The sequence below is a fragment of the Knoellia locipacati genome, assembly GCF_044791685.1.
GTDB lineage: Bacteria > Actinomycetota > Actinomycetes > Actinomycetales > Dermatophilaceae > Knoellia > Knoellia locipacati_A.
Map to the genome: position 1 here is coordinate 397,016 of NZ_CP087730.1, position 19,341 is coordinate 416,356.

A 19,341-nucleotide genomic window follows, 5' to 3' on the forward strand; every position below is an offset into this window, starting at 1 on the left:
CCTCGTAGCCATGTGGGCAGCTGACCGGACGCGCACCTGGGTCCTCCTCGAAGGCGCGAGCGACGTCGCTGCGATCCGCGCGTTGAGGGCTGCGCGAGGGGTCATGCCCGAGGACGAGCCCTGCGTCCTCGTCGCCATGGGCGGCGCCACCAACATCCGTCGTCACGTCGCCGCACTCGCCGCCACCGCTGTCGCCGGCCGCCCGCCGCCTTTACGAGTCGTGGGACTGTGCGACGAACGCGAGGCGCCCTACTTCGTCCGCGCCCTCGAAGCCCATCGCCACGCCCTGGGGTTGCCCTTCACTCCCACCCTCGAGACGCTGCCCGACCTCGGCTTCCAGATCTGTCGTCGGGACCTCGAGGACGAGCTCATGCGGGCGCTCGGCGTCGACGGGACGCGCACTGTCCTCGAAGACCTTGGCCTCGGCCCGGCCTTCGAGGCGTTCACCCGTCAGGTGGCGTGGCAGGGGCGTCCGGTCCTGGACCAGCTGCGGCGGTTCGGTACGACGACGTCGGGTCGCAAGGAGCTCCTCGCCGGCGCCTTGGCGGGGGCTGTCGCCATCGATTCGACCCCTCCCCCACTGGCTGCACTCCTCGCGTCCATGCCGGTTCGGCAGGGCGTGTCAGACCCCTCTGTTTGACTGTTGCAGAGCATCGGGCGACGTATGTGAGAGGGGCGAGTTCGCTTGCAGCAGAACGAAATTTATGTCTTCTCATCTTGTCCTCGAACATCTGTTCGACTATGATGGAGGCATGAACCTGACAGCGGTGCGGACAGCGATGGCGGACCTGTATGCCGCCATCGCCGCACCTGCCGAGGATGGACCCGAGAGTGCTGGTTCGCTCGCGGCCGACTCGTTGCTCGAGACCGTCGAACAGGCGCAGCGGGTCATCAACATCGCCGGCGGCATCCAGACCCACGCCCTCGCCCACCTCGCCGCCCACGACGAGGTTCGCAACGATGAGGACGAGACCGGATGGTCCTGGAAACGCCACGGCCTGGGGTTCACCGCCGAGGACACCGCGTCACTCGTCGGTCCTCGGCTGGGCGTGTCCGTCCCGGTCGCGCAAGGGAGGGTCGAGGTTGCCGTGCACCAGGTGTGCGTCACCCCACGGCTCGTCGATGCGGTGGGGAGCGGGGACCTCGACCTGTTCAGGGCCCAGATCATCACCCGCGAGGTCATGCCCTGCTCCGACGAGGTCGCTCGCGAGATCGTCGACCGGCTCCTGGGCCACGCCGCCGGACCGGACCGGTGGAGCGAGACCGCTGGACCGCTCGGGTCGCGCACCCGTCGGCTCGTGGCCCGACTCGCCCCCGAGGTCGCCGCGGCAGCCAAGGAGCGGGCGATCAAGGACCGGGCCCTGACACGCAGGACGGTGTCCGCCGCCGCCGACCTGTGGAACGGATTGGTCCCGGTCGAGCAGTCCCTCGTGATGTGGCAAGCGGTCGACCATCTCGCCCGCGAGCTGCAGCGAACCGACCCCGACCTCACCCTCGACCAGGCGCGCCTCGACGCGATGCAGCAGCTGATTCTCGGCCAAGCTGATGTCACCATCCACCTCCACGCCACCCACGCCGAGGCAGAGTCCGACGACTTCGACGATGTGAAGTCCCGTCACCACGGTCACGTCGACGCAGAGCCCAGTGACGACGAGGCTCAGGCCTCTGCACAGGCCCGTCACGGCGGCCAGGCAGCCACGAAGGCCTGCGAGAACGAGCCCCATGAGCGGATGACGGCTGAGGGTTCCGACTCCCACCACGGGCTGGGAGCCTCGTCGGTCGACCTCGCAGAGCGGGCGTTGCGTGGCGTCGTGGAGCTCGCCGGGCTCGGGCGACCCGGAACCACGGTGGTGGACCTGGACGGGCTTCCGAGCTGCGTGCGCCTGGCAGCCTCGACCCCGCTGGGGTGCCACCGCAGCACCGGGGCCCTCCCCTCCGGCGTTGTTCCCCACGCACTCGCTCCTTGCGATCTGAACGCCTCGCCTCCAGACGCCATCGAGAGCAAATACCGACCTTCACCCGGGCTTCAGCGACTCATTCGCCTGCGTGATGGGCACTGCCGTTTCCCCGGCTGCCAGATTGCGGCCCGATCCTGCGACATCGACCACGTCATCGCCTGGCCCGCCGGACTCACGTCGGCTACCAACCTCATGTGCCTCTGCCGGCGACATCACCGCGTCAAGCAACGCCCCGGCTGGACGGCCCGACTCGACCCCGACGGCGTCGTGCACTGGACCGACCCCGGCGGCCGAGCCGCCGACACCCGCCCGGTCGACCACCTCGACCGGATCCACCAGCTGCAGCCCTCCAACCGTGCGAGCGGTGATTCGCTGACGAGACGTGCGGCGAGTGAGGACGGCGCGCCGAGGCAGGTGGGTGCGACGACGACACCTGCGGGAACGAGCGACGACTCGCTGGCGAGCCTTGTGGCGGCTGGAGCCACCGAGCAGGGGCTGGCCAGGACGGCGGCGAGTGCCAAGAGCCCAGCTGCGCCACGTCGGCCGATGACGCGGGCGACGCTCCGCGACCTTCTGCACAGCTACCCGGCATCACCCGACACGCTCGTCGAGCTCTCACTCGCCCGGTTGCTCGAGCTGACGCCCGCGATCGAGAGCCGGACCAAACCGCTCGCACCCGACTGGGGTTGGGCTCCGGACGATCGCCTTCTGACCAGCACCGTGCGCACTCAGCCACCGCCCCGACCACCGAGCGACGAGGCACCTCCCTTCTGAGGCCGCGTCAACGCGCCCTGAGAGGCGCCGCGAGGCGTGCCCACGTTGCGGTTCGGCAACGAACGGAACCCCAGTCGCCGGGTCGCCGTCCCAGCCGCATGAGACCACTGACCGCAGCGTTGATGGCAGGACTCGTCCTCGTCGCCTCCGGGTGCTCGACCACAGGTGGCAGCGAACCGTCCCAGGACGCGAAGCGCTTCTACGACGGCTACTCCAGGAACCAGCAGGGAGACACGGCGTCCGGACCCTCCGGGGGCTCGGGCACCACCTCGTCACAGCAGGGATCGGCGGGCACTGCGCGGACCGGGCCCCCCGCACCGACCCAGCCCTCGGGCCCTGCAGAGCCCGACCCCCTCGACGGCAACACGTTCTCCGACGCCGGTACCAGTGGGTTCATCGACCCACGCGTTGACCCGCAGTCGACCTTCGCGGCCGACGTGGACACCGGGTCGTACCGCGTGGCCCGTGCCCTCCTCGCGGACGGCCACCTCCCGCCACCCGAGTCGGTGCGGGTCGAGGAGTGGGTGAACTCGTTCGACAGCGGCTTCCCCAGCCCGGGACGTGACGACCTCGAGCTCCGGACCGACCAGTCCCTGTCACCGTCGGAGCCCGACAGGACCCGGCTCGTGCGGATCGGGCTCCAGGGGCGTGACGTCGACCGGGAGGACTGGCAACCGGTCGCCCTGACCATGGTCGTGGACACGTCGGGGTCGATGGACAGCCGTGAGCGCCTCGGCCTCGTGAAGGCGTCCCTGGCGCTGCTCGTCCAGCACCTGCGCCCGAGCGACAGCATGGCGATCGTCACCTACGAAACCAATGCCAAGCCCCTCCTCGAGCCGACACCGGTGCGCGACGCCGAGGTCATCCTCACGGCCATCGACAGCCTGCAGGCTGGTGGCAGCACCAACCTCGAGGCCGGGCTCCTGCTCGGCTACGACCAGGCCCGGGCCGCGCACAAGGCTGGCGCCACCAACGTCGTCCTCCTCGCCTCCGACGGCGTCGCCAACGTGGGCGTGACCGACGGCGGGCAGCTCGCCACGGCCATCCGGGACAACGGACGCCGCGGCATTCACCTCGTGACCGTGGGCTACGGGATGGGCAGCTACAACGACCACCTCATGGAGCAGCTCGCCGACCGGGGCGACGGCTTCTACGCGTACGTCGACACCTTCGAGGAGGCACGCCGACTGTTCGTCGACGACCTCAGGACCACCCTGACGCCGATCGCCCGGGACGCGAAGCTCCAGGTCGACTTCGACCCTCGCACCGTCTCGGCCTATCGCCTCGTCGGCTACGACAACCGCGCCCTGGCCGACGAGGACTTCGACGACCCGGCGGTCGACGCCGGCGAGGTCGGGGCCGGTCACCGCGTCACCGCGCTCTACGAGGTCGTCCCGACACCGGAGGCCGAGGTCGGCGACAGCCTGGGCACGGTCCGGGTGCGGTGGCGCTCGGTCGAGGACGACGATCAGCGCGAGGACTCACAGTCCCTGACGCTCGCTTCCCCCGAGCCGCCCGTGGGGACTCTCGGGGTGGCCGCAGCGGTGGCCGATCTCGCTCGGCTCATCAAGGACCGTGAGGAAGTCAGTGCGGGCTCGCTGCAGGAGCGCGTGGACGCCCTCGTCGAGCAGGAGGCGCGAGGCGCCACCGAGCTCGCGTCGCTCCTGACCGACGTGCTGTCGGCGGGTTGAAGAGGGCGGTGGCTCCTTCAGCGGCGACCCGGTAGGTGCGTGGGCAGCGTGAACCTCGGGCCGCGCCGCGGCCGCATCGCCCCGGCGAGCTCGAGGAGGCGCTGCACCCGGTAGCGGTGCCCCGCATACGGCTCGAGCAACTCCGCGAGCCCGTCGTCGTCGACGGGGGTGCCGGTCAGCGCCCAGCCGATGTTCTTGGCGACGTGGTAGTCCCCGAAGCTCACCGCGTCCGCGTCACCGAGCGCCCGTTGCGCGACCTCGGCGCTCGACCACCGGCCCACGCCGGGCAGGGACTCGATCCGGCGACGGGCCTCGAGAGACGGCATACCCACCGTCTCCTCCAGCCGACCCGCGCGCGTGGCGACCGTGACCGCGGGACGGGAGCGGGCACCGTCGACGCCCGCGCGCAGCCACTCCCACGACGGGATGAGGGCCCACGTGCGCGGCTCCGGCGGCACGTGGAGACGCAGGTCGGCGCCGATGCCCGGAGCGGGAGTTCCGTCGTGGCGCACCAGCATCCGGTATGCCGCGAACGCCTCTTTGCCCGTGACCCGCTGTTCGATGATGGTCGGGATGAGGGCCTGCACGACGAGTCCGGACGCGGGTACGCGCCAGCCGTCGAAGCGCCGCCGCGCCTCGGCCACGACGTCGTGGTGCGCGACGAACCCGGAGTCGTCGTCGTCCTCACCGAGCAGTGCCGGAAGCCGGTCGAGAATCCACTCGGCACCGTCGCCCCAAGCCTGGGCCTCGACTTCCCCGAGCTGCGGGTGGTCGATGAGGCGCAGGGTCACCGGACCGGTGGGTACCCGCCAGGCGAAGACCCACGTGCGCCCACGGTCGGTCCACGACGTCGGGTCTCCCCCGCCGCGGCGGAAGATCCGGACGACGGCACCGAGCTGGAGCGGACCGCTGGGACGGTGGGTCCGGGTGAGCTCGGCCACGGCGGTCATGAGCGGGGCGAAGCCACGTGACGCGGCGCCACGCGTAGCGGCGGTCCTGCCGGAGTGGCCGGTGAGCGGAAGGCCAGCCAGACGTAGGTCGGTACGAGTGGCAGCGTCGCAGCCAGCGCCCGCTCGGGCAGTCTCCCCACCCAGTCGGGGATGATGTCGCCGCCGGAGAAGGCGGCGGGGTCCGCGAGGACCGGCAGGGTGTAGTCCCAGACGTCGAACGCCGCGAACATCCGCCGCAACCCCGCCGGCGTCGAGTAGCGCTCGTAGTAGTGCTCGCCCTTGCCGGTGAGCCGCATGTAGCGGTCGGCGGCGCGCTGCGGCAGCCACGAGAGGAACGGCAGCCGGTGGTGCGGCTCGAGGACCTGCCAGCGGTGCCCGATGCCGAGGTAGAGCACGCCACCGGGCGCGAGCACCCGGTGGATGTCGGCGACGACCGCGTCGGGGTCGACGACGTGCTCGTAGATGTGGTTGAGCACGACGACGTCGACGCTGCCGTCCTCGAAGGGCAGGTCCTCACCGCGGGCCAGCCGGAAGTCGACCCGGTCCCCGAAGCGTGCCTGCGCCTTGGCGAGGCCCGGCTCGTCGATGTCGACGCCGGTCGTGCGCGCACCCGCCAAGGCGAGCTCGTCGGCGATGAACCCCGCCGAGCAGCCGACGTCCACGGCGGTGAGACCGGCAAGCGGACCGCCTTCGCCATCGGCAGAACGGCCGAGGCCGTGGGCAATGACCGAGATGAGTTTGGCGGCCTTCTGCCGGCGCGCCTTCTCGTCGAGCATCTTGTCCATGAGCTCGGAGTAGGCGAGCTGCTCGCCCCGCTCACCCTGCTCACCCCGCGGGCCGGATTCGCCTCGCTCACCCGGCGCGCCGTGCTCCCCGGGCCCCGTGGCGCCACGCTCCTCGCTCATGCCCGCGATCCTAGGAGGTGGTGCGTGCGGGCCCAGCCCCAGCCGAACGCCGCCACGACGACGTCGGCGACCACCGTGAAGAAGCGCGAGACGACGACGACCGCGATCGCCGCCGAGAACGGCATGAGCGCCCCCAGCAGCAGCGCCAGCACGCCGTCGCGCACACCCACACCCGCCGGGACGAACACCGAGAACATGCCGATCGCCGACGCCAGCGCGAAGCCGCAGATGGAGGTGACGACGAGGTCGCGCACCGGCGTCCCCGGCGTCAGGGCGTGGGCGAGCGTGAGGACCGACAGGCCCGCGCTGAGCCAGGCCAGGACGAACCAGACCGACGTCAGCCCGATCGCCGGTGCCGTGAGCGAGTGCTCGAGCGGCTCCCGGCGGAGAAGCCGCAGGAGCCGCGCGATGCCCCAGTTGAGCAGCCTCGGCCAGAGCAGGACGAGCAGGACGAGAGCAGGGGCGAACCACCACAGCGACCCGACCTCACCGGACCGGGCCACGAGCAGCGGCAGCGCCGGGATCCCCACGATCGCGCCCGTGATGACGGAGAGCATGATCGACAGCAGGCCGACGACCCCCATGCGCCGACGGGGCACACCGAGCCGCGAGCCCATGTCGGCCTGGGCGACGACGCTCCAGACCGAGCCGGGGAGGTACTTGCCGAGCTGCCCGACGAAGAACACGCTCGCCGCCGCCGGGGGCGGCAGCCGCGTGCCGAGGTCGGCGAGCAGCACGCGCCACCCCAGCTGCGAGAAGAGCGGAGCAAGAAGCGCCAGCCCGAAGGCGCCGGCGAGCGCTCCCCCCGAGATCTCGCTGAGGTGCGTGGTGACGTCGTTCCAGTTACGCCACACCGCGATTCCCACCGCGACGGTCACGAGCAGCGCGACGACGATGCGGACGACGTCGAGCAGCCGCTTGCGCGTCACGCCGTCACCGACGTCGGAACGTGAGTCGCAGGATCCCGTATGCCGGCGTGACGCCCGAGCGGCGTCCCTCCGGCTGCGACGCGCGCACCTCTCGGGCGGAGGCGGAGGCCTGACGGATGCGGTCGGTGATGTCGCCGTCGACGTCACCGACGAGGACGAGGCCGAGGTCGTCGGCGCGCGCGAGGACGCCGCGGATGTCGGCCGGGCTCACCGCCCACTCCGGGTCGTCCTCGCCGATCGGCAGCGTGATGACGAGCAGTCCACCCGAGCGCAGCGCCCACGACGCCTGGCCGACGGCGTGGTCGATGTCGTCGGCGCCGCAGCCACCGGGGTGGATCCGGGAGATGAGGTCGAGGCTCGCGGTGTCGACGTCGAGCACCTCGACCGAGGTGCGGCGTCCGGTGAGCTCGAGCTCGACCGGCTCGAACCCCAACGCGCGGACCCAGCGCGAGAAGGGGCTCTTGGTGCCGGACTCGTCGACGATGACCGCACCCCGGCGGCCGTCGTCACGGATCCGCAGCAGCGAGGCGACGGCGCCAAGGGCCGCCCACGCCGCGACGGCGTCCGAGCAGCGCGGCAGCCCGAGGTCGCGGGCAAGCGCCTGGGCGTCGAGGGCGTCGGTGTCGAGCGCGAGCACGTCCGAGGCGCGCACCCACTCGGGGAAGTCGGCGGGTCGCAGGGTGAGCCGCTGTCGACGCCGCAGCCGTGCCGCGGTGACGAGGTCCTTGGCGCGCTGCAGCGGGGTGTCCTCCGGGACCACCTCGGAGTCGTCCACGTCGTCGGCGAGGGCGTCGGACTCGGCGCTGGCCAGCGCCTCGATGCCCCCGACGTAGTGCGCCCACGGGCCCGACAGGTCCGGTGGGCGGACCCCGGAACGGAGCTCACCGGCATACGAGCGGTCGGAGAGGCGACGCAACGCCTCGACGAGGGCGTCACGGTCACCCGGCGGGACGAGGAGCCCGTCGACGCCGTCGCGCACCTGCCCGCCGAAGGTGCCGACGTGGGTCGCGAGGACGGGGAGGCCGTGGCGGCGGGCGAGGAGGACGTTCTGCGACGCGGTGGCGTGGCGGTAGGTCAGGGTGAGGACGTCGTGGCGCGCCATGAGCGAGGCGATCCGGTCGGCCGGAACGTAGCCGCTGTGGACCTCGACCCGTCCGGCGAGGCGCGGGTCGGCGGCGAGCTCCTTGACGCGGCGGCCGCTCTCGCCCCACATCTCCCCGGCGACGGTGAGGGTGAGGTCGGGGACGTCGAGCATGGCGTCGAGGAGCAGGTCGACGCCCTTGTAGTCGCGCACGATGCCCAGGGCGAGGAGCCGGGTGGGCCCGGTCGAGTCGACGTGCTTCTCCGGCTCGCCACCCGGCAGGTGCGGCGGGAGGTCGAGCTCGCGCACGTGCCCGGCACCGAGCTCGGTCGCGAGCTTGGCCTGCGAGTCCGAGTGCACGACAACGGAGTCCACGCGGCGGAAGAGTGCCTCCATGAGCTGGCGGTCACCCGGTCGCGTCTCGTGCGGCAGCACGTTGTGGGCGACGACGATCGAGCGCGGGCCGCGGCCACTGCTCGAGGTGCGGCCGACGCCGGCGGCGCGGAGCACGGCGAGGTTGGACGGCACGCCCTGCGGGATGACGTGGACGACGATGATCGCGTCCATGTCACGCAGCCGACGGCCCGTGCGCACCCACGTGTCGGGCCGCGCCCACGACAGCGCGCGGATCGTCCGCGGGAACGGCTCGACGTCCGGCGCCCCGCCGGGGACGGCCTGCTCGCCCGGGTAGAGGAACGACGGGTAGAGATGGCTCCACGAGACGAGCGTGACGTCGTGGCCGGCCTCGGCGAGCTCGTGGCACAGCTCGGTCGTGTGCGAGGCGACGCCGCCCTTGTAGGGGTGGGTCGGCCCGACGACCGCGAGCCGCAGCGATGCCGAGTTGTCCCTGTCAGACACCGTCGCGAGACCTCACGACGAGGTCCGAGAGCAGGGCGAGCGAGGCGATCATGATCCCGCTGACGATGAGCAGGACCGTGGACGCCGGGAAGTAGAACGGGTGGCGCACCATGTCGACGACGCCCTTGACGAAGCCGATGACGATCATCCACAGCGCCGGCGGCATGAGCACCTTGAGCGGGTCGAAGTACATGACCATCCGCAGCACCTGGAGGATGTAGCGGTAGGCGTCGTTGACGAAGTGGAACTTCGAGACGCCGGCGCGCTTGGCGTAGGACGTGTCGACGTACTTGATGTCGTGCTGGTTGCTCAGGAACGCGATGGTGATCGTCGTGACGCAGGAGAAGCCGGCCGGCAGCAGCCGCAGGTAGGGCAGGGACACCTCGCGCCGGAACGCGCGCAGCCCGCTGTTGAGGTCCGGGATCTTCGTCTTCGTGAGCCACTCGGCGACCTTGCGGATGAACCACTTCGCCGGGACGCGCGCCCACTTGTGCGTGCCCTCCTCGGTGGTGCGCGCGCCGACGACCTGGTCGTAGCTCGCGTCGTCGCGCAGGATCCGGACGAGCTCGGGGATCCGCTCGTTCTCGTAGGTCATGTCGGCGTCGGTCCACACGACGATCTCGCCGTGCGCCTGCTGGGTGCCGATGCGCCGGGCCGTGCCCGAGCCGCCGTTGCGCCGGAACGGCATGATCCGCAGGTTGGCGAAGTCACGAGCCGCCTGCTCGAGCACCGCGAGCGTGTCGTCGGTCGAGGCGTCGTCGATGCAGAGCAGCTCGTAGGTGAACTCGCTCGCGTTCATCGCCGTGGTGATGCGGTCGATCTCCTGGAGGACGTGGGCGCCCTCGTTGTAGCACGGCAGCACGATCGTGACGTAGGGCCGTTCGGTGCCGTCGGGGAGGAGGGGCGGTCGGGTGTCCGGCTCGACGACATTCTCGTATGCCGTCCCCGCCGGGACCGTGCCCACCCCACCGGGGTCGTCGCTCCCGCCTGCGAGCTCACCCGTGCGCACGGTGATGCGCTCGGTCGGCGCCGACGTCGGCGTGGTGGTCGGCGCTGCCGGCGGTGCCGCCGTCGGTGCCTGCGGAGTGGTCGCGATGACCTCGGTCTCAGGGTGCTCGTTCATCGCTGCCGAGACTACCCGGCGATGACGCGTTCCCCCGCGGTCGGCAGCGCTCGGGGCAGCGTGAGCGAGTAGGCCGCCCCGAGGAGGGCGACGAGGCCGAGCACCGCCCAGATCGTGTAGGTGCCGTGCTCGAGCAGCCAGGTGAACGCCACGGGCGCCACGGCACCGCCCATCCCCCACACGAGCTGGACCAGCCCGAGATACCGGCCCCGCAGGTGGTCCGGCGCCGACTCGGCCGCGGTCGCCGAGAAGACCGGCCCGCCGGCCAGCTCGCCGCCGGTGTAGACCAGCGCCCCCACGAGCATGACGACGACGGCCAGCCACACCGGCAGCAGCCCCGCGAGGACGAAGCTCGCGTACCCGATGAGGAAGAACACCTGGGCGAGCGCCATCATCCGGGCCCGCACCCGGCCCCTCATCCACCGGACCATGAGGCCCTGGCCCAGCCCCACCAGGATCGTGTTGAGGGTGAAGATCGCCCCGACGAGCCAGCCCGGGAGCCCGAGGGTCTCCGCGGCATACACGGGGAGGGCGAAGTTGAGCACCATCATCCCGACGACGAAGGTCAGCTGAGCGAGCACGAGGCGCAGGTAGGCACGGTCCCGCACGACGACACCCCAGCCGCCCGCCGGCTGGTTGTCCGGCGCGACCGAACGGTGGTCGGGGACGTCGAGCAGGAGGACGAAGGCGAGCACGAAGGTCGCTGTGTTGACGACGACCACGGTCTGGAAGGCGCGCTCGGTGTCGATCTGGAGGGCGACTCCGGCGAGGACACCCCCGACGGCGAAGCCGAGGTTGCGCAGCGCCTGGAGGAAGCCGAACCACAGCTCCCGCTCGCCCCGACGGGTGATGGCCGCGACGACGTTGCCGAACGAGCCCCAGAACGCCTGACGGCCGAGGTTGAGCAGGACGGTCGCGAGCGCCACCGGCCAGAACGCCTCGACCCAGAGGTAGGCGAGCATCCCGGCGGCCTGCACGAGGTTGCCGATGAGCATCATCCGGCGGCCACCGAAGCGGTCGACGAGGGTCCCGATGACGAACGCCGCCGGCATGGTGAGGACCGCCGAGACCGACAGCGCCGCGCCGATCTGGACGAGCGTGAGGTCGGTGACCTTGAGGAAGTACAGGATCGTGATGGGCATGAACAGCCCGCTGCCGACGGTGTCGGCGACGATCGCGGACACGAACCGGCGATGCTCGCCCACCCGCGGGAATCCCAGTCGCTCCAGCACGCGGGCATCCTGCCGCATGCGGGCGACAGTGTCCCGGTCGCGTCGGCGCCCCCTCACGGACACGACGCTCCGGTATGCCGTCCGGCCCCCTACCCTGAGCGCGTGAACTCGCTCGCCATCCCCCTCTGGATCGACGCCGTCGCCGTCGGGTTCGGTGGGCTGGCCGGCGCTCTGGCGGCACGTCGTCGGGGGTTCGACATCGTCGGCGTGCTCTTCCTCGCGGTCGTGGGCGGGCTGGGCGGTGCGCTGCTGCGTGACCTGCTGCTCCAGGTGCCGGTGCGCGCGCTGACGTCGCCGTGGCTGCTGCCGTCGGCGTTCGTCGGCGGGGTGCTGGTGGCGCCGCTGCTCAAGGTCGTCGGGCCGCTGCGGTTCCGGCGGGACGTTGCGTTCACGCTGCTCGACGCGATCTCGCTGGCGATGTACTCGATCCTCGGCACCGACCGCGCGATGACGGTGGGGCTGCCACCCATCTCGTGCGTGTTCGTCGGCACGGTCGCTGGGGTAGGTGGGGCGCTCATCCGCGACGTGCTCATCAACGAGACGCCCGAGCACTTCAAGCCCGGGTCGTTCTACGTGCTCGCGGCGATCCCGGGCTGTGTCGCGTACTTCGCGCTGCGCTCGCTCGAGCTGCCGGTCGTCGTGTCCGCGCTGGTGTCGATCGGCGTCGTCATCGCCGTGCGCATGTCGTCGTGGTCCCTCGACTGGCAGACCGGCCGGAGCCGGCGCGCCCGGCGCTGACGCGGATCGACTCTCTACTTCCGCCGGTCGTAGGCGTCACGCATGTCTCGATGTTCGATGAGTTTCTGTGTGATGGCGGCTGCCTGATCGTCGTTGATCGCTCCTCGTCGGCAGCGCTGTCGCCACGCCTCGGGGTTCGAGCCGCTGACAACGTGCACCCCGTCCACCTCTGTCCATCCCCCCGGCAGTTTGGGTGCCGCCGGCCCCCACAACATGAGGACAGGTTGAACGGGCAGACCGACCATTCCGCGTGAACGCAGGATGAGGCTCACTGAGCGCGCGCTCGATCGCGCACCCTGCATCGCGGATTCCCGATAGGAGTCCGTTTCCCAGTGGCGACCTGCCCCGATGAACTTGGTTTCTATGGCCAGGATCGCAGACGGACTCACTGCCACGTGGTCAACGTTGCGACGCTCCAGCGGCACGTCGTCGACGATCGGCCAGTCGAAGCCTCGGCCCTTCAGCAGCTCGCGGGTGAAGGACTCGCCCCACTCCCCGACGGTTGTCGGGTAGGTCTGCAGCAAAGCAACCATGAAGACCATCCAGAAGTAGCTCGTCGCAACAACCCCGGCGACCAAGCCTCTGAGCAGCCCTGGTCCCCACGGCACCAGGAGACTCGCCACCGCGGCACCCAGCATCAACGCTCCCGCTGCAGCAAGAGGGCGACGCGCTTTCGACAACTGAGCACGGACCTCGTCCCATCGACGCTGCTGCTCGAATGTTCTCCGTCCCCGCCCCCACATACGCCCAGTCTGCACATCGGTGGGACGTCGAGGGGCGGAAATCGACGGCGATCAAGGTGGCTCAGACGGCTTCGAGGACGAAGAAGAGGAAGCAGATGAACGCCTCACCCTCGAAGCCGGACGGTCGCAGCTCGGTCGGAGTGTCGGCTGCCAGCGGCGGCTCGCTGATGACAGAGATGCGGAAGCCGGCTCGTGCGAAGGAGTCGCTCATCGCGTGGAGCGGCCGGTGCCAGAAGGTCAGGAACACCTCGCGCCCGTCGAACAGGTAGTCCTCGGTGTACTGCGTGACCCTGAAGTAGTCGGAGTCGGGATAGACGACCGCGTATGCCGTGGGGTGGTTGACCGCGACCAGGAGCCGACCGCCCGGCTTGAGGACGCGTCGGAGCTCGGAGAGAGGGCCACTCCAGTCCTCGAGGTAGTGCAGGACGAGCGAGCAGATGACGTCGTCGAACTCGGCGTCGCCGTAGGGCAACGGGTCCATGAGGTCGTGCACGCAGAGGTCGACGTCGTCGCCCAGCCGCTCACGTGCCAGGTCGACCATCGCCGCGCTCACGTCGAACCCGGCGACCTCGGCACCTGCGTCGCGCATCGACTCGGACAAGGGGCCTGACCCGCACCCGGCGTCGAGCACCCGGCGACCCGTCACGTCGCCGGCGAGGCCGACGACCGCCGGGCGCGCGTAGTGGGCATTGAACAGGCCCTTCTCGTTCTCCGCCGCATAGGCAGCAGCGAAGTCGTCGTAGTCGGTCGACGTCATCAAGTCCCCCGTTTCGTGACACGCATCCGCGACCTTCCTACCTGACCGCTCCGCCCACGCCCACGCAACAGGCCGATCAGGACCGAGACGCCGCGACGCTGTCGAGGTCAACGGCTCCTACGGTGTGTGCCCAGGCTGTGGTGGATGGTCGGCGGATCGGTTCCGGCGCTGGGCCATGGAGACCCTGTACGTTGCGCGACCTCCGCACGCAGCGCGGGAAGCAGGGCGTAGAAGGCGTCCCCCGGGCACGTCGTGTCCCAGAGATCACGATGGGCCCGGATGGTGGTCGAGGTGGCGCCTTCGACCCCTTGGGTCATGGTCGCGTCGAGCTGGTGCACGCTTACGAGCCATGCCATCAGACCCACGAGCGTGCCCCGCGCCTGGGGACTCGGTGGCTCCTCGAACAGCGTCCCGAGCATCGCGATCCCGATGTTGCCGTGGTTGTGCCCGTAGACATGGCCGGCGAGCACGACCGGTCCGCCGTCGAGTACAACGGCGCTGCCGGCCCTGCCCTCGTACACGACACCGCGTTCGTCGACCAGGAGGTGATAGCCGATGTCGCCCCAGCCACGATCGATTGCGTGGAAGGAGTAGACCCCGCGCAGGCGAGCGGCTGGATCCTCCTCGGCGTTGGGCGTCCTCGTGTGGTGAAGGACCAGCCCGCTGACCGGGTCGGTGTCACGCGGCCAGATCTCTTTGCCCGAGGCCGTGAAGCGGAGGGACTCGTCGGCGCCCCAGCCGCGACGGCTGACCACGCGCGGTCGGGGCAGCGAGGGTCCAGGCGCTCGCTGCGGCGGTTCGGCCATGTGGACTCCGTCCGTTGGATGACAACGCTCGGCTCCTGGGTGTGCGCGGGGCTCGGCCATCACCCATCCCGGCCAAGGCGCGCCACGGGCAGCTCTGCCTGCCAGCCGAGCGCCACAGGGTCGTACCGCCGTTCAACGTGTACCTGGTGCCAGAGGCAGAAGCTGACGAGCACCCAGAGCTTGCGCCAGTCGAAGTCCTCCCCGGCGCGGTAGCGGCGCAGCAGGTCCAGAGCCGCGTCGCGGCGAATGTATCGATCCACCTCGGCCTCGCGAAAGAGGTTGTCTGCGAACCCGAACAGCTCGCCCCTCAACCAGTGGCCCATCGGCACGGGGAAGCCGAGCTTGGGCCGCTCGGCCACGGCAGGCGGGACCAGCCCGGCCACGGCGCGGCGAAGTGCGTACTTCGTCGTGTGCCCTGCGATCTTGTCGGCGAGGGACAGCGCTGCGGCCACCTCCGTCACGCCGCGGTCGAGGAATGGAACCCTCAGCTCCAGGCCATGTGCCATCGTCAGCCGGTCAGCCTTGGTGAGGATGTCGCCCGGCAGCCAGGCACGCAGGTCGACGAGCTGCATCCCGGTCACCACGTCGACGCCCGCCGCGCGGGCCTTGTCCTTCACCGGGCCGACGACGTCGTCGACCGACGCTGAGCCGGCCAGGGCCATGCCGTCGATCTCACCGCGGACGAACACGTGCTCCCCGCCGATGTAGTCGGCAGGAACGCGGCGGGCTTGGGACATCACCGCGGCTCGGTAGTTGTGGTAGCCGCCGAACAGCTCATCTGCACCCTCCCCCGACAACACCACACCGACGTGTCGACGCGCCTCTCGGGCGACGAACCAGAGCGGGACAGCCGAGGCGTCGCCGAGCGGGTCGTCGAGGTGCCACACGATCCGGGGCAGGCACTCCACGAACTCGTCGAGGTCTACGTGCAGGCCGTGGTGGGACAGGCCCAGCGCGGCGGCCGTGTCCTGAGCGAGCGCCACCTCGCTGTACCCCTCGCGGTCGAAGCCCACCGTGAAGACATCCAGCCCGGGACGCTGCTCAGCGGCCAGAGCGCAGATCGCCGCGGAGTCGACGCCCCCGGAGAGGAGGGCGCCCACGGGGACGTCGCTACGCAGGTGAAGGCTGACGGACTCACGAAGGGCGTCGAGGATGGGCTCCGCCGTGGAGGGCCTGGTGGCCCGCCCGGGGCGGGCGGGCCGAAAGGCGGTTGCGCATGACCTGCTCAGCCTCGGGGGCTCGCCGTGCCGTGCGCGGAGGGTGTGGCCCGGCGGGACCGATCGGATGTCCGCCGACATGGTCTGCGGAGGTGGGACGAAACCGAAGGAGAGAAGCAGCCGCACAGCGTCCGGGTCGACCGGGTCCCCTGCCACCGCGGGAGCCAGGGCCTTCTTCTCCGAGGCGAGCCTCAGCACGCCGTCCTGCCACGAGTAGTACAGCGGCTTGATACCGAACGGGTCGCGCGCAGCCAGGAGCTCGCCCTCGAGCGAGTCGTAGAGGACCAGGGCGTACATGCCCCGAAGGTCATCGAGGGCATCGACCCCACGACGCGCCAGCAGCTCGAGGACGACCTCGGTGTCGCAGGTGGTGCGCAGGACGACCCCTTGCGCCTCCAACGTCGCGCCCAGCTCCCGGAAGTTGTAGACCTCACCGTTGAAGACGAGCCAGTACCGGCCGTCGGCCGAGCACATGGGCTGGTGGCCGCGCGGACTTGGATCCATGACCGCGAGCCGCCTGAAACCCAGCGCGACACCGGCGCCCGCGTGGAAACCGCTGTCGTCAGGCCCTCGGTGGCCCAGAGCCGCGGTCGCCGAGGCGACCCAGGCCCCGTCAGCCGGATGCTCTCGGTCAGCGCCGAGGCAGGCCGTCAGCCCGCACACAGTTGCCTCGGCCCCCGGGAGTTCACGGCGGCAAACCCAGTGGCCCCGGCCATGTCAGGCCTTCGGTCGCGGCGCGAGAGTCTTGTCCCCGCGGCTGGGTACGTGCCAAGGAACGCCGAGAGTGTGGTCGAACTCCGCAGGTTCGAAACCAAGCCTGCCGGCTGACGGGTAGCTCGTCAGCTCACCGAATGCCACCCGGTCGGCGAGGTCGTACAGGTCGACGCGGACGAAGTCGATCCCCTCGCTCAGTGTGCGTGCCGCCAGCAGCAGCAGGTCCAGATGTGTGGGCAGGGCCAAGTCCTCGTCGTGCGGCGGCAGGAACCCAGACCCTGGCTGGGTGACGGGCAGGAACTCCCATGTCCGCGAGAAGTACGCAAGCCGTTTCTCGCCGAATGGCCCGGCAATCAGCTGGATGGCCGAGCACTCGCCATCCATCATGAAGAACTTGTACTCGTGCGGGAGTTGGCCGTTCGGGCCGAGGAGGAGTTCCTGCGTGATGACTCTTGGGGGGACGCCGGCATAGGCCCACTCCGGAAGGCTCCGACGAGACGTGTGCTCGTAGGAGAGCCGGACCCACCCATCGGCAAGTCTCGCGAGCTCGGTCCGGTCCACGTCATCCGGGTGGATGCACCAAATCCGGTTCCACGAAGCCCGCTGGGCCTTCGTCAGCAGGACCCCGCGCGACGCCGTGTCACTGATGATGGCCACGGCACCCGAGCCATGACTGGCCTTGAGGACGAACTCGCGGGGCAGCGGGTCCCAGTCGATGTCGCGACCACGGCTGTAGATGCCGTAGGTCTCGGGAAGGTATTCCCGGCCCAATCGCTCGGTCACGAAGTCGCGCACTGCGACCTTGTCGGCGAACATCGTCAGAAGGGGGCTGCGGTCGAACGCCATCCTGTTGATGACCTTCTCGGAGAAGGTCTGCGGAGCGTCCAGGGCCAGGCGCGAGAGGTCCTCGTACGCGCGCTTCCTGTCCAAGGGGCGTCTCGCGCGCGTCACCGGCTCACGGAGGGCTCGACGGATCCGCGCTGGGACGACTCGGCGGACCCACGAGCGGATGACACCCTGACCCGCGGCTGTTCGGCCACTGGTGCCTGAAGCGCGAGCCACGTGCGGGTCGCCAGCTCGCGTGAGGTGCCGATCCGGCGTCATGGCGCCAGGAGCGGAGATGCGATACGAGCCAACGAGAACGGAGATGACATACGAGTTGAGTCCCTAGCGCTGGTGTCCGACGACACCGGTGAACGTGTCCCGCTGGATGCAGGTGCGGCCACCGCGTGCTCCTTCGAGTGAGACCGAGCCGGGCCGGACCGGTTCCACGACCATTGTCGAGGAGCCGCACACCGCCCGTCAGCCGTTTGACTGCGGGACACCCAGAACCTCGCCCGGCACGCCGACCCGAGAACAACGTGGACCGAGCTCGGGGCTACCTCCACCGACACGACGTCCACGCACAAGCCGATGAGGGCGCCAGGGCCCTAAAGCGCCTTGTCCCACGCGCGTGCCGTGTTGGCATCGAAGTACCGAGTGATACGGCATCCTGATGCAACGGCGTCGGTAACGTCGGGCTCGCCCCAGCGGGATTCGCCTCTGACCAGGAGCCGGGTGCCGCCGCCGAACGAGGATGGCGCGCGAGAGGACGCGGAAACCGTCGGATGACGCGGAAATATCCGCGTCACAACACGACTTCCGGGTCGGGAACCCGTCAGCCCTCGTGGATCGGTGGCTTGGGGAGCTTGCGGACCTTGGCCCGGCGACGACGACGCTCGGGGATCATCGAGCGCATCTCCTCGAGCTTGCCGAAGCACAGCAGCCGGTCCTGCGCCTCGAGGGCAGTCCGCCGACGCGGGTTCGGGATGACCGACGTGCCCCGGTGCAGCGTGAGGACGGTGATGTCGCGGTCCTCGAGCCCGGACTCGGCGATCGTCTTGCCCACGAGGTCCGCCGACCCGTGGACGACGAGTTCGGCCACGCCATAGCCCGTCGAGACCGTGAGCCGCTGGCGCACGTCGATCTCGGGGAAGGCGACCTGGTTGCCGATGTAGTCGATGATCGCGCCGGCGACGTCGAGCTTGGTCGCGGCCTCGATGCCCTCGAGCCCGGGCGAGGAGTTGACCTCCATGACCTGCGGCCCGTCGGCGCCCTCGAGCATGTCGACGCCAGCCACGCGCAGGCCCATGATCTGGGCCGAGCGCACCGCCGCCGCCTCGAACGCCGGGTCGAGCGTCACGCCCTCGACCGACCCGCCGCGGTGCACGTTGGAGCGGAACTCGTCGCCCTGGGCGGTCCGGCGCATCGCGGCCACGACCCGGTCGCCGACGACGAGCGCGCGGATGTCGCGGCCCTTGCTCTCCTTGACGAAGCTCTGGATGAGGACGTTCTGGCTCGTGCTCTGGAGGGTCTCGATGATCGCCTCGGCGACCTTGTTGTCCGGGGCGAGGATGACGCCGATGCCCTGGGTGCCCTCGAGGAGCTTGATGACCACGGGCGCGCCACCCACGCGTTCGATCGCGGCGGGCACGTCGGCGCGGTTGCGCACGAAGGTCGTGGCCGGCATACCGATCTGGTGGCGGGAGAGGATCTGGGTCGCGCGGAGCTTGTCGCGCGAGTTCGCGATCCCATTGGCGGTGTTGGGGGTGTAGACGTCCATCTGCTCGAACTGGCGCACCACGGCCGTGCCGAAGTAGGTCACCGAGTTGCCGATGCGCGGCAGGATCGCGTCGTAGTCCGACAGGGTCCGTCCGCGGAACTGCAGGTCGGGCTCCGGGCCGGTCAGGTCGATCGCGAAGCGCAGGGTGTTGAGCACCTTGACGTCGTGCCCGCGGTCGAGGGCGGCGGTGCGCAGCCGCTGGGTCGAATAGGCCCGGGGCGCGCGCGAGAGGATCGCTAGCTTCATGTGGGGTACCTGCAAGG

16 protein-coding genes are annotated in these 19,341 nt (G+C 70.3%); 4 read left to right on the plus strand and 12 right to left on the minus strand.

Annotated features, from left to right (window positions below):
- Nucleotides 1–10 precede the first annotated feature (10 nt).
- From LL946_RS01840 to LL946_RS01850, 3 genes are all read left to right on the plus strand, one after another.
- Complete coding sequence (locus LL946_RS01840) at nucleotides 11–640, plus strand: hypothetical protein (protein WP_404384195.1); 630 nt, start codon at nucleotides 11–13, stop codon at nucleotides 638–640.
- A 112-nt stretch (nucleotides 641–752) separates the two neighbouring features.
- The gene (locus LL946_RS01845) at nucleotides 753–2,732 is read left to right on the plus strand and encodes a hypothetical protein (RefSeq protein WP_404384197.1); all 1,980 of its coding nucleotides are present in this window, start codon (nucleotides 753–755) and stop codon (nucleotides 2,730–2,732) included.
- Between the two features lie 122 nt (nucleotides 2,733–2,854).
- On the plus strand, nucleotides 2,855–4,423 hold the full coding sequence (locus LL946_RS01850) for a von Willebrand factor type A domain-containing protein (protein WP_404384199.1): 1,569 nt from the start codon (nucleotides 2,855–2,857) through the stop codon (nucleotides 4,421–4,423).
- 17 nt (nucleotides 4,424–4,440) lie between these two features.
- Here LL946_RS01850 and LL946_RS01855 read toward each other — a convergent pair whose 3' ends face one another.
- From LL946_RS01855 to LL946_RS01880, 6 genes are read right to left on the minus strand one after another with little or no spacing between them, the layout of a single operon-like run.
- Complete coding sequence (locus LL946_RS01855) at nucleotides 4,441–5,373, minus strand: DNA-3-methyladenine glycosylase family protein (RefSeq protein WP_404384201.1); 933 nt, start codon at nucleotides 5,371–5,373, stop codon at nucleotides 4,441–4,443.
- Nucleotides 5,370–6,278: a methyltransferase domain-containing protein gene (locus LL946_RS01860; RefSeq protein ID WP_404384203.1), complete on the minus strand. Its 909-nt coding sequence runs from the start codon at nucleotides 6,276–6,278 to the stop codon at nucleotides 5,370–5,372. Before LL946_RS01860 ends, LL946_RS01855 begins: the two co-directional genes overlap by 4 nt.
- Entirely contained in the window at nucleotides 6,275–7,207 is a 933-nt protein-coding gene (locus LL946_RS01865; protein WP_404384205.1) for a lysylphosphatidylglycerol synthase domain-containing protein, read from the minus strand. The genes LL946_RS01860 and LL946_RS01865 overlap by 4 nt, the downstream gene beginning before the upstream one ends.
- A gap of 4 nt (nucleotides 7,208–7,211) precedes the next feature.
- Nucleotides 7,212–9,146: a glycosyltransferase family 4 protein gene (locus tag LL946_RS01870; RefSeq protein WP_404384207.1), complete on the minus strand. Its 1,935-nt coding sequence runs from the start codon at nucleotides 9,144–9,146 to the stop codon at nucleotides 7,212–7,214.
- Nucleotides 9,139–10,269 carry a glycosyltransferase family 2 protein gene (locus tag LL946_RS01875; RefSeq protein ID WP_404384209.1) on the minus strand — a complete coding sequence of 377 codons (1,131 nt, stop codon included), beginning with the start codon at nucleotides 10,267–10,269 and terminating at the stop codon, nucleotides 9,139–9,141. Before LL946_RS01875 ends, LL946_RS01870 begins: the two co-directional genes overlap by 8 nt.
- An 11-nt stretch (nucleotides 10,270–10,280) precedes the next feature.
- Nucleotides 10,281–11,519 (minus strand): MFS transporter, encoded by a 1,239-nt coding sequence (locus LL946_RS01880; protein WP_404384211.1) that lies wholly within the window; start codon nucleotides 11,517–11,519, stop codon nucleotides 10,281–10,283.
- 84 nt (nucleotides 11,520–11,603) lie between these two features.
- Between LL946_RS01880 and LL946_RS01885 the strand changes: the two genes are divergently transcribed.
- Nucleotides 11,604–12,239: a trimeric intracellular cation channel family protein gene (locus LL946_RS01885; protein WP_404384213.1), complete on the plus strand. Its 636-nt coding sequence runs from the start codon at nucleotides 11,604–11,606 to the stop codon at nucleotides 12,237–12,239.
- A 14-nt stretch (nucleotides 12,240–12,253) separates the two neighbouring features.
- Here LL946_RS01885 and LL946_RS01890 read toward each other — a convergent pair whose 3' ends face one another.
- The 6 genes from LL946_RS01890 to LL946_RS01915 form a co-directional block, all read right to left on the minus strand.
- The gene (locus tag LL946_RS01890; protein ID WP_404384215.1) at nucleotides 12,254–12,862 is read right to left on the minus strand and encodes a nuclease-related domain-containing protein; all 609 of its coding nucleotides are present in this window, start codon (nucleotides 12,860–12,862) and stop codon (nucleotides 12,254–12,256) included.
- A 181-nt stretch (nucleotides 12,863–13,043) separates the two neighbouring features.
- The gene (locus LL946_RS01895; protein ID WP_404384217.1) at nucleotides 13,044–13,739 is read right to left on the minus strand and encodes a class I SAM-dependent methyltransferase; all 696 of its coding nucleotides are present in this window, start codon (nucleotides 13,737–13,739) and stop codon (nucleotides 13,044–13,046) included.
- Nucleotides 13,740–13,846: 107 nt separating this feature from the next.
- Entirely contained in the window at nucleotides 13,847–14,545 is a 699-nt protein-coding gene (locus LL946_RS01900; protein WP_404384219.1) for an N-acetylmuramoyl-L-alanine amidase, read from the minus strand.
- Between the two features lie 59 nt (nucleotides 14,546–14,604).
- The gene (gene asnB, locus LL946_RS01905) at nucleotides 14,605–16,425 is read right to left on the minus strand and encodes an asparagine synthase (glutamine-hydrolyzing) (protein ID WP_404384221.1); all 1,821 of its coding nucleotides are present in this window, start codon (nucleotides 16,423–16,425) and stop codon (nucleotides 14,605–14,607) included.
- A 54-nt stretch (nucleotides 16,426–16,479) separates the two neighbouring features.
- Complete coding sequence (locus tag LL946_RS01910; protein WP_404384223.1) at nucleotides 16,480–17,322, minus strand: ATP-grasp fold amidoligase family protein; 843 nt, start codon at nucleotides 17,320–17,322, stop codon at nucleotides 16,480–16,482.
- An 811-nt stretch (nucleotides 17,323–18,133) separates the two neighbouring features.
- Complete coding sequence (locus tag LL946_RS01915) at nucleotides 18,134–19,324, minus strand: RimK family alpha-L-glutamate ligase (RefSeq protein WP_404384225.1); 1,191 nt, start codon at nucleotides 19,322–19,324, stop codon at nucleotides 18,134–18,136.
- Nucleotides 19,325–19,341: the final 17 nt, after the last annotated feature.

Coding starts and splice junctions, on each gene's coding strand:
- LL946_RS01840 (WP_404384195.1), top strand. CDS start 11: ATGTGGGCAGCTGACCGGACGCGCACCTGGGTCCTCCTCGAAGGCGCG.
- LL946_RS01845 (WP_404384197.1), top strand. CDS start 753: ATGAACCTGACAGCGGTGCGGACAGCGATGGCGGACCTGTATGCCGCC.
- LL946_RS01910 (WP_404384223.1), bottom strand. CDS start 17,322: ATGGCGTTCGACCGCAGCCCCCTTCTGACGATGTTCGCCGACAAGGTC.
- LL946_RS01875 (WP_404384209.1), bottom strand. CDS start 10,269: ATGAACGAGCACCCTGAGACCGAGGTCATCGCGACCACTCCGCAGGCA.
- LL946_RS01915 (WP_404384225.1), bottom strand. CDS start 19,324: ATGAAGCTAGCGATCCTCTCGCGCGCGCCCCGGGCCTATTCGACCCAG.
- LL946_RS01850 (WP_404384199.1), top strand. CDS start 2,855: ATGGCAGGACTCGTCCTCGTCGCCTCCGGGTGCTCGACCACAGGTGGC.
- LL946_RS01895 (WP_404384217.1), bottom strand. CDS start 13,739: ATGACGTCGACCGACTACGACGACTTCGCTGCTGCCTATGCGGCGGAG.
- LL946_RS01855 (WP_404384201.1), bottom strand. CDS start 5,373: ATGACCGCCGTGGCCGAGCTCACCCGGACCCACCGTCCCAGCGGTCCG.
- LL946_RS01900 (WP_404384219.1), bottom strand. CDS start 14,545: ATGGCCGAACCGCCGCAGCGAGCGCCTGGACCCTCGCTGCCCCGACCG.
- LL946_RS01880 (WP_404384211.1), bottom strand. CDS start 11,519: ATGCGGCAGGATGCCCGCGTGCTGGAGCGACTGGGATTCCCGCGGGTG.
- LL946_RS01860 (WP_404384203.1), bottom strand. CDS start 6,278: ATGAGCGAGGAGCGTGGCGCCACGGGGCCCGGGGAGCACGGCGCGCCG.